The organism is Halomonas sp. GXIMD04776, from assembly GCF_049808615.1.
GTDB lineage: Bacteria > Pseudomonadota > Gammaproteobacteria > Pseudomonadales > Halomonadaceae > Modicisalibacter.
The window spans coordinates 172,935-182,274 of the sequence record NZ_JBNCAN010000006.1; the positions used below are offsets into that span (position 1 = coordinate 172,935).

At 58.0% G+C, this 9,340-nt stretch carries 8 protein-coding genes; 6 read left to right on the top strand and 2 right to left on the bottom strand.

Going from position 1 to position 9,340, the window contains the following annotated elements; all coding sequences use genetic code 11:
- Window positions 1–145 precede the first annotated feature (145 nt).
- Window positions 146–1,513 (top strand): two-component system response regulator GlrR, encoded by a 1,368-nt coding sequence (glrR, locus tag ACPF7Z_RS06010; protein ID WP_425192284.1) that lies wholly within the window; start codon window positions 146–148, stop codon window positions 1,511–1,513.
- A 243-nt stretch (window positions 1,514–1,756) separates the two neighbouring features.
- Here the strand turns inward: glrR and xseA are convergent, their stop codons facing one another.
- Window positions 1,757–3,079: an exodeoxyribonuclease VII large subunit gene (gene xseA / locus ACPF7Z_RS06015; RefSeq protein ID WP_425192285.1), complete on the bottom strand. Its 1,323-nt coding sequence runs from the start codon at window positions 3,077–3,079 to the stop codon at window positions 1,757–1,759.
- A gap of 159 nt (window positions 3,080–3,238) precedes the next feature.
- On the opposite strand from xseA, the gene guaB reads away from it, so the two are divergent.
- A complete protein-coding gene (gene guaB, locus ACPF7Z_RS06020; RefSeq protein WP_425192286.1) occupies window positions 3,239–4,708 on the top strand; it encodes an IMP dehydrogenase in 1,470 nt (489 codons plus the stop codon).
- 195 nt (window positions 4,709–4,903) lie between these two features.
- Window positions 4,904–6,478 carry a glutamine-hydrolyzing GMP synthase gene (gene guaA, locus ACPF7Z_RS06025; RefSeq protein WP_425192287.1) on the top strand — a complete coding sequence of 525 codons (1,575 nt, stop codon included), beginning with the start codon at window positions 4,904–4,906 and terminating at the stop codon, window positions 6,476–6,478.
- Between the two features lie 185 nt (window positions 6,479–6,663).
- Here the strand turns inward: guaA and ACPF7Z_RS06030 are convergent, their stop codons facing one another.
- On the bottom strand, window positions 6,664–7,644 hold the full coding sequence (locus tag ACPF7Z_RS06030) for an integron integrase (RefSeq protein WP_425192288.1): 981 nt from the start codon (window positions 7,642–7,644) through the stop codon (window positions 6,664–6,666).
- A gap of 321 nt (window positions 7,645–7,965) precedes the next feature.
- Here ACPF7Z_RS06030 and ACPF7Z_RS06035 point away from each other — a divergent pair, with 321 nt between their 5' ends.
- The 3 genes from ACPF7Z_RS06035 to ACPF7Z_RS06045 all read left to right on the top strand — a co-directional run bounded on the left by ACPF7Z_RS06035 (window position 7,966) and on the right by ACPF7Z_RS06045 (window position 9,289).
- A complete protein-coding gene (locus tag ACPF7Z_RS06035; RefSeq protein ID WP_425192289.1) occupies window positions 7,966–8,298 on the top strand; it encodes a hypothetical protein in 333 nt (110 codons plus the stop codon).
- 119 nt (window positions 8,299–8,417) lie between these two features.
- On the top strand, window positions 8,418–8,840 hold the full coding sequence (locus tag ACPF7Z_RS06040) for a nuclear transport factor 2 family protein (protein ID WP_425192290.1): 423 nt from the start codon (window positions 8,418–8,420) through the stop codon (window positions 8,838–8,840).
- 77 nt (window positions 8,841–8,917) lie between these two features.
- A complete protein-coding gene (locus tag ACPF7Z_RS06045; RefSeq protein WP_425192291.1) occupies window positions 8,918–9,289 on the top strand; it encodes a transposase in 372 nt (123 codons plus the stop codon).
- Window positions 9,290–9,340: the final 51 nt, after the last annotated feature.

Here is a 9,340-nt window from a genome sequence, read left to right on the forward strand (position 1 = left end):
ACGGAATTTACGCGGTATAAATGAGTTTCTTGAGCCGATTTTTAATGCCTTATGATCGAGCCTAGACAGTTTTCGGATAAAGCCTAATGCCCTCGGGCCAGTCATTGCCAAGGGGCTTGTGGTTGCGCCTTCAAGGAGTCGACACGTGAAGCATGCCGCCCACATTCTACTGGTGGATGACGATGCCAGCCTGCTCAAGTTGCTGGGAATGCGTCTGGAGAGTCGTGGCTATCGCGTGACCACGGCGGAGAGTGGACGCCAGGCACTGGATAGTTTGAGCAAGACACGCCCGGATCTGGTGCTGTCGGATCTGCGCATGGACGAAATGGATGGCATGACGCTATTCCATCAGTTGCAAAAGCAAGCCCCCGGGCTACCGGTCATCATTCTCACTGCCCATGGCTCGATCCCGGATGCGGTCAGTGCCACGCGCCAGGGTGTTTTCAGCTTTCTGACCAAACCGGTGGATCGCGACGAACTATTTGCCGCTCTCGAAGATGCCTTGAGCCAGACGCCGGGTACCGCCGGCGATGGCGATAACGGCTGGCGTTCGTCCATCATTACCCGCAGTCCCCACATGGAGCGTGTGCTCGAACAGGCGCGTATGGTGGCCGGGTCAGATGTCAGTGTACTGGTCACCGGTCCCAGCGGCAGTGGCAAGGAGCTTTTCGCCAACGCCATTCATCAGGCCAGTTCGCGGGCCGACAAACCTTTCGTCGCCATCAACTGCGGCGCCCTGCCGGAGCAGTTGCTGGAAAGCGAGCTTTTCGGCCATGCCAAGGGCGCCTTTACCGGCGCGATCACGCAGCACGAAGGCCTTTTTCAAGCCGCGGATGGCGGTACGCTATTTCTTGATGAAATCGGCGACATGCCCTTGCCGTTGCAGGTCAAATTGCTGCGCGTGCTGCAGGACCGTCAGGTACGCCCGCTGGGGTCGACCACCTCGATTCCCATCGATGTACGCGTCATCTCGGCGACTCATCGCGATCTTGACCGAGCCATGGCGGAGGGCGATTTCCGTGAGGACCTCTACTACCGCTTGAACGTGGTCAATCTGCGCTTGCCGCCCCTCAAGGATCGCGCCGAGGACGTGCCGCTGCTGGCCAAGTATCTGGTGACCCAGGCCGCGGAGCGGCACAAGCCCTTCGTCAAGGGCTTTTCCTCGGAAGCGCTCAATCTGCTTGCCTCCAGCGCCTGGCCCGGCAACGTGCGCCAATTGGTCAACGTGGTCGAGCAGTGCGTGGCCTTGACCAGCTCGCCGATCATTCCCGAGGCGCTGGTCGCCCAGGCGCTGGTCGCCGAAGAAAACGCGCTGCCCTCCTTCAACGACGCCCGAGCCAGCTTCGAGCGCAGTTATCTGATCAAGGTGCTCAAGATCACCGAAGGCAACGTGACTCAGGCGGCCCGCATCGCCGGGCGCAACCGTACCGACTTCTACAAGCTGCTGGGTCGTCACGATCTGGAACCCAGTGTATTCAAGCCCGGCGCCACCGCCGAGGAAGAGGTCGGTTAAGCACCTCTATATTTAGAGCTTCTTTAATAGCTCGATGGATGCGATGGGTGCTCCGGAGGAAAGTCTTTGCGAAGGCGCTGTTGACCCCGTCCTAGGGCGCTAATTTTGCTATCTGACCGCCATGGATGGCGGAAATGCCGGCATTGCAAGGAGCCTTTTCCGATCATGGCAAAAGACCTTCGCTTCGTCTTACCCCCTGGAGACCATCATCTAGGAGTCCGGTTGGAAATGGACTCTTAGACGCTAACGCTTGAAGCGGCGTTTCACCTCTACTGTCAGTTTGCCTTCTGCAAGCCGTGCGCTGAGGCGCTCACCCGGTTGGGTGTCCTCGGCGCGTTTGATGATCGCCCCCTGGCCGTTCTCGAGAATCGCGTAACCCCGACCCAATACCGCTAGCGGGCTCACCGCGTTCAATTCCCGCATCAGGGCATTGAGCCGATTGCGCTCGGTCTGTAGACGCCGGGGCATGGTCAGGTGCAGGCGTCTGCTGGCCTGTTCGAGGCGCTGGCGAGACTCACTGATCTGCTGGGCAGGGTCGAAGCGCATCAAGTGTTGCCTTGCCATTTGATGACGTTGCCGCGCCTGGGACAGATGCTGTTGCATGGCTCTCTGGAGGCGTGCTTCAAGTTGTTCCAGGTGCTGGCGTTGGCGGGCCAGGCGTTCACCGGGATGGCGCAGACGAGCGCGCAGATAGTCGAGGCGTTGGATCTCCTGATCGAGCCGCAGGCGCTCCGCACGAGCCAGGCGCTGCTGTGCATCGTTCAGTCGACGCATCAGCTCGCGCCGATCCGGCACCAGCTGTTCCGCCGCCGCGGAGGGAGTTGGTGCTCGTACGTCCGCAGCGAAATCCGTCAGGGTCACGTCGACCTCGTGGCCCACCGCGGACATCACCGGCAATCGCGAATGGAAGATCGCCCGGGCCAGATGCTCGTCATTGAAAGCCCATAGGACCTCGAGACTGCCGCCACCCCGGGTGATCAGCAACGCATCGAAGCGCTCCTCCCGGTTGGCGACGGCAATCGCACGAATGATTGCCGGTACTGCCTCGCGGCCTTGCACCGGTACCGGCAGCAGGGTGACATCGATCAGCGGCCAGCGTGTTGCCAATACCGCCAGCACATCGCGGACCGCCGCGCCGGTGGCGGAGGTGATCAGCGCCAAACGCTCAGGCGGATAGGGCAGGGGACGGGCGTTGACGAACACGCCCTCGGCGGAGAGCTGGTGCTTCAGGCGCTCAAAAGCCGCCAGCAAGGCCCCCTGGCCGGCGGGCTGGACTGCTTCGACGATTAGTTGATAGTCACCTCTGGGTTCGAAGATCGAGACGCGTCCGCGCAGGCGAATGTGATCGCCGTTGGCGAAAGGCGCGGCGAACCGGGCGCGGGTGCGAAACAGCGCGCAACGCACCTGGGCGCGATCGTCCTTCAGGCTGAAATAGCAGTGTCCAGAGGCGGGCTTGGCCAGGCCCGACACTTCGCCTTCCACCCAGCAGTCGCCGAAGCCGCGTTCGAGCATCAGGCGCGCCTGGCGATTGAGATCGCTGACGGAAAGGGTTGTAGGATCAGCCATGAAGAGGGCTCCAGCCAGGTTCATCGCAGCTTAACACGGCGCTCTTCGAGCGTGCATTGAGCCGTCGGGACGGGAGGTTTATAATACCCCGCTATTTATTTCAGTTATCTATTTCACGCCCCCTCTCTCTTCACAAACCGCTCACTGGGTGAAACCGACATGCTACGTATGGCGCAAGAAGCTCTTACGTTCGATGACGTATTACTCGTCCCCGGCTATTCGGATGTCCTGCCCAAGGACGTCAGCCTCAAGACCCGCCTGACTCGCCGCTTGAACCTCAATGTCCCGCTCGTTTCCTCTGCCATGGATACCGTGACCGAAGCGCGCCTGGCTATCGCCATGGCTCAGGAAGGCGGCATCGGCATCATCCACAAGAGCATGAGCATCGGTAGCCAGGCGGCGGAGGTGCGCAAGGTCAAGAAACATGAAAGCGTGATCGTCAAGGACCCGGTGACCGTTGCGCCCCAGGCCAAGTTGCAGGACCTGTTGGCCATGGCCAGCGAATACGGTTTCTCCGGCTTTCCGGTGGTCGAGGGCGAGACCCTGGTCGGCATCGTCACCGGTCGCGACATGCGCTTCCAGCCGGATTACAGCGATAGCGTCGAGGCGATCATGACGCCCCGCGACAAGCTGATCACGGTGCTAGAAGGCACGCCACTGGAACAGATCAAGGCCAAGCTGCACGAGCATCGCATCGAGAAGATGCTGGTGGTCGATAACGACTTCCGCCTGCGTGGCCTGGTGACCTTTCGCGATATCGAAAAGGCGCGCAACTATCCTTATGCCGCCAAGGACAGCGATGGACGCCTGCTGGTCGGCGCGGCGGTGGGCACCGGTGCCGAGACCGCGGATCGCATCACCGCCCTGGCCGAGGCCGGCGTGGATGTGATCGTCGTCGATACCGCTCATGGTCACTCCAAGGGCGTCATCGATCGGGTGGCCTGGATCAAGGAGCATTTCCCGAACATTCAGGTCATTGGCGGCAATATCGCCACGGCGGATGCGGCCAAGGCACTGGCCGAGGCCGGCGTCGACGCGGTCAAGGTGGGCATCGGTCCCGGTTCGATCTGTACCACCCGCATCGTGGCCGGGGTTGGCGTGCCGCAGGTTACCGCGGTGTCCAATGTCGCTGCGGCCCTGGAAGCCTTCGATATTCCGTTGATCGCCGATGGCGGTATCCGCTTTTCCGGCGATGTGGCCAAGGCCATCGCTGCCGGTGCCAGCTGCGTGATGATCGGCGGTCTGCTTGCCGGCACCGAGGAAGCCCCGGGGGAGGTCGAGCTGTATCAGGGCCGTACCTACAAGGCCTATCGCGGCATGGGCTCCATGGGCGCCATGTCTCAGAGCCAGGGCAGCGCGGATCGCTACTTCCAGGACAAGTCCGAGGGTGCCGAGAAGCTGGTGCCGGAAGGCATCGAAGGGCGCGTGCCCTACAAGGGCATGATGAGCGCCATCGTTCATCAACTGGTGGGTGGCCTGCGCGCCTCCATGGGCTATACCGGCTGCCGCAGCATCGACGAGATGCGCACCAAGCCGGAGTTCGTCAAGATCACCGGCGCCGGCTTCAATGAGTCGCATGTGCACGATGTGCAGATTACCAAGGAAGCCCCCAATTACCGGGTGGGTTAGGATAACCAGCGCGCTGGATGGAACCATGCGTTGTTGAAAACAGCCTCGGCATGCTCATTGACCCACTAGTCAACTGCGCTGCCTCGGCTGTTTTCGCCTAGCCTGGTTCTCACCCAGCAACGCTGCTCAAGCTTAATCAGCTTGCCGATTCTTACTGGGCGATCTCGCCCACCTCCGCTCAATAGAGAGCCTGTCATGCAAGACATTCACGCCCACAAGATTCTGATTCTCGATTTCGGCTCCCAGTACACCCAGTTGATCGCCCGCCGCGTGCGGGAGATCGGGGTTTATTCGGAAGTACGCGCCTTCGATATCACCGAGGCCGAGATTCGCGACTACGCCCCGAATGGCATCATCCTCGCCGGCGGGCCGGAGTCCGTGACGGAGCTGGATTCGCCTCGGGCACCGCAGTGTGTGTTCGAAATGGGCTTGCCGGTCTTCGGCATCTGCTATGGCATGCAGACCATGGCGGAACAACTGGGCGGGCGCGTCGAGGGCTCGCAGAAGCAGGAGTTCGGCTACGCGCAGATTCGCATCGAGCACGACGACGATCTGTTCAAGGGCATCAAGGACCACGTCGATCACGACGGCAAGGCGCTGCTTGATGTATGGATGAGTCACGGCGACAAGGTGGCCATGGCCCCCGCAGAGTTCACCGTCACCGCCACCACGCCGAGCTGCCCGATCGCCGCCATGAACTGGCCGGAAAAGCGCTTCTATGGCGTGCAGTTCCATCCGGAAGTAACCCACACCCTGCAAGGCCAACGCATCCTTGAGCACTTCGTGCTGGATATCTGCGGCGCGGAAAGACTCTGGACGCCAGCCAGGATCGTCGAGGATCTTTCCGCCCGAGTGCGCGATCAGGTCGGTGACCGCCATGTGCTGCTAGGCCTTTCCGGCGGCGTCGATTCCTCGGTGGTGGCGGCATTACTGCACAAGGCCATCGGCGACCAGCTGACCTGCGTGTTCGTCGACAACGGCCTACTCAGAAAGAACGAAGGCGACCAGGTGATGGAGACCTTCGCCAACCACATGGGCGTGAAGGTGATTCGCATCGATGCGGAAGACAAGTTTCTTTCCAAGCTCGAAGGCGTCTCTGATCCCGAAGCCAAGCGCAAGGCCATCGGCAACACCTTCATCGACGTGTTCGATGACGAGGCCGCTAAGATTGAAGGCGTCGACTTCCTCGCCCAGGGCACCATCTACCCGGACGTGATCGAATCCGCCGCCGGCAAGACCGGCAAGGCCCACGTCATCAAATCGCACCACAATGTCGGCGGCCTGCCCGAGACCATGAAGTTGAAGCTCGTCGAGCCGCTGCGGGAACTGTTCAAGGACGAGGTGCGCAAGCTCGGCCTCGAACTCGGTCTGCCCTACGACATGGTCTATCGCCACCCCTTCCCGGGGCCGGGCCTTGGGGTGCGCATTCTCGGCGAAGTGAAAAAAGAGTACGCCGACATTCTGCGCGAGGCGGACGCCATCTTCATCGAAGAGCTGCACAACGCGGACTGGTACCACAAGACCAGCCAGGCCTTCGCCGTCTTTCTGCCGGTGAAATCCGTGGGCGTGGTCGGCGACGGCCGCCGCTACGAATGGGTGATCGCGCTGCGCGCCGTGGAAACCATCGACTTCATGACCGCCCGCTGGGCACACCTGCCCTATGAACTGCTGGAGAAAGTCTCCAACCGCATCATCAACGAGATAAGCGGGGTATCGCGGGTGACCTATGATGTGAGCAGCAAGCCTCCGGCTACGATCGAGTGGGAGTGACTCCACTTAGCTCGTAAGCCTTTTGTTTCACGGTAAGAGAAAGCACGCCAATCGGCGTGCTTTTTTGTGTTTGAGAACAGAACTCGGCGAACTAAGCTGGTAAGACCAGGAGAAGTCAGCAATCAAAGAGTGAAAAGACCGAGGACCTGTCGCAGGGAATGATGCCATCCCGGGCGGTAGTGTGCTTACGCCACCGGTGCCTGGCCGAGCATCAAGCGGTCCAAAGGGCTATGTGTGCCGGCGAAATGCTGACCCAGTACATGCGTATAGATCTGGGTAGTCCTCACATCACTATGCCCCAGGAGCTCCTGAACAGTGCGAATATCATAACCGGCTTCCAGCAAGTGGGTAGCAAATGAGTGGCGAAACGTATGGCATGTCACACGCTTAGTGATGCCAGAGGCCCCTTGTGCCTTACCGACTGCCTTTCGAATCACGCTGTCATGCAGGTGATGGCGGCACCAATGATTCCCGACAGGATGACGGCAGTACCCCTTGGAAGGGAAGACGTACATCCATCCTGGCTGGCGAAATGCATTGGGGTATTTCTTTCCCAAGGCGTGAGGAATCGACGGGCCTATTGCATGAAGCAAGTCTCGCTGGTGAAGTTCCTTTGCCATGCCTATTTGTGATTCAAGCCGTGGAATTACGGACCGGCCGAGTAAAGTGACGCGATCCTTGCGCCCCTTGCCATCACGGATAAGGAGTTTTCCACCAGGTATGTCGACATCCATGACGCGAAGTCGAAGACACTCATTCACACGCAGGCCGCTGCCATACAATAATTCTATGACCAGCCGGGGCGACGGCGGCAGATGTGTCAGAATACATCCGACTTCAGCCGGAGAAAGTACCACCGGCAAGCGCCGCTTCTTCGTTGCCAAAGTAAAGCCTAAGTCACCCAGTGGTTGCTCAAGGTGCTGGTTGTACAGGTAAGCCAAGCTGTTGAGCGCGACTTTCTGGGTATTCACTGCCACATGCTGGTCGCTGGCCAACCAACTGAGAAATGCCTGAACCTCAGGTGCGCCCATGTTGCAAGGGTGTTTTTTTCCATGAAACAGGATAAAGCGCTTGATCCAATGCAAATAGGTCTTTTCCGTGCGCAGGCTATAGCCACGTAAGCGTATGGAGCGATGAACTGACTCCAGGAAAGGACTCGTAGGCATGGCGTTCTCCGTTTTATGTATTTTTATACAGTATAATGGACGGAAAATGAGCATCATGCACAGAAAATATGTAACCATGGCACGCTTTTATCGAGATGCAGTTTGTAATTATATATTAATCAATAGCTTAATTGGCTTAACAAATTGATATACGGTAAGGAATGTATGGGAATATGCATGCGCGATTTCATCCATTATTATTGTTTATAGAACTGGTATTTTCTTGATTGGTCAGTTGGTTAACCTGCTCAAGCATCTATGCTGTCTGTGGTGAAATTGAGCTAGGCTACTATTAAACTGTTATGCAAAAAAGGAGGAATCATGATTTCGGATCAAGAAAGGAAGCTCGCGGAGCAGGTTATAGAGCTCCATGATGGGAAAAATTTCGCTCGTTTGCAGGAAATGTCCATGCCGTCGTCTCCCGACGAAAGCGAGGGCACCATTACTGAAGAGGCGTACATTGCATCATGTGAGAGTATCCGGCATGAGCTTGGGGTTTTGAGCAGCCTTGAATTTATAGATTGCCTCAGAAGATCAGATTCCCAACTTACCCTATGGAAGGCGAAATACTCTTCCAGCGAAGATGAAATACTTTGGGCTATTGGTTTCGACCCCGAAACGCATAAAGTTAAAGATGTCCTCGTAAACTGGTAAATGCATAACAAATCATTCCAGTTCGTTCCGGCCCTTCGGGCCTCCACCGGACAGCCTTGACTCCGCTTCGCTCCATCAAGGCTGCCGCTGAATTCAGCGTTAGCCTTCAGAGGAGAAGCATGAACGAGTTTGAAACTATCTACGAACAATGGCATCGACACGCGAAAGGCCGAGATGTGCCAGCTCTTATCAATCTTTACGCGGAGGATGCGGTCTTTGAAAGCCCTCTGGTGCCTGCGATCCTGGACCAAGACTCAGGGATTCTCCAGGGGCGCGCGGATATTCTTCGCTTCTTGGAGGAAGGCACCAAGCGAAGACCCAATGATCTGGTTCGCTGGTATCGAACGGGTAAGTTTTTCGTCAACGGCGATACGCTGATCTGGGAGTACCCGAGGGAGACTCCTGAAGGCGATCAAATCGACATTCTTGAAGTCATGCAAATTTCAGACTATCGGATCACCAATCACCGAATCTACTGGGGTTGGTTTGGTTGCAGCCAACTCGTCGGCTCTGCTGTGCAGAAAGTCCGCGGTGAAGGCTAACAAGTCGCTGCAGTTGACCGTGGACTTCCCCCGATCTAGTAGACACGCATCGATAACTCCGCAACAGGAGAACACCGATGCCGGAGATGATCACGGGGAAGAAAACTCAGCAGTACAGCACTGAGTTCAAAGTCAAAGCAGTGGAATGGAGCCACCAAGCCCACCGGAGCGTCAAAGGGGTGGCCGAAGCGCTGGATATTCACCCGTTCATGCTGTCACGCTGGCGCAAGGAATACCGGGAGGGCAAGTTCGCCATGAAACGGGTCAAGAAGGCACCAGCCGAGGCCAAGCAGAAAATTCAGGAACACGATGAGGTTGCTCGCCTGAAACGCCGGGTATCGGAGCTTCAGGAGGAAAATGACATCCTAAAAAAGTTTCAACGTTTTCAGGCCGAGGAACGACGCAAGCGTTCCGGTTCGTCTGGAAACACCGACGGGAACACAGCGTAAAAGCACTGTGCCGTCACCTTAAGGTATCTCGATCCGGCTACTACGCCTGGT

Excerpts from the sequence above, each read along its gene's own strand:
- ACPF7Z_RS06045 (WP_425192291.1), top strand. The coding sequence starts at position 8,918 with ATGCCGGAGATGATCACGGGGAAGAAAACTCAGCAGTACAGCACTGAG.
- ACPF7Z_RS06035 (WP_425192289.1), top strand. The coding sequence starts at position 7,966 with ATGATTTCGGATCAAGAAAGGAAGCTCGCGGAGCAGGTTATAGAGCTC.
- xseA (WP_425192285.1), bottom strand. The coding sequence starts at position 3,079 with ATGGCTGATCCTACAACCCTTTCCGTCAGCGATCTCAATCGCCAGGCG.
- ACPF7Z_RS06040 (WP_425192290.1), top strand. The coding sequence starts at position 8,418 with ATGAACGAGTTTGAAACTATCTACGAACAATGGCATCGACACGCGAAA.
- ACPF7Z_RS06030 (WP_425192288.1), bottom strand. The coding sequence starts at position 7,644 with ATGCCTACGAGTCCTTTCCTGGAGTCAGTTCATCGCTCCATACGCTTA.
- guaB (WP_425192286.1), top strand. The coding sequence starts at position 3,239 with ATGCTACGTATGGCGCAAGAAGCTCTTACGTTCGATGACGTATTACTC.
- guaA (WP_425192287.1), top strand. The coding sequence starts at position 4,904 with ATGCAAGACATTCACGCCCACAAGATTCTGATTCTCGATTTCGGCTCC.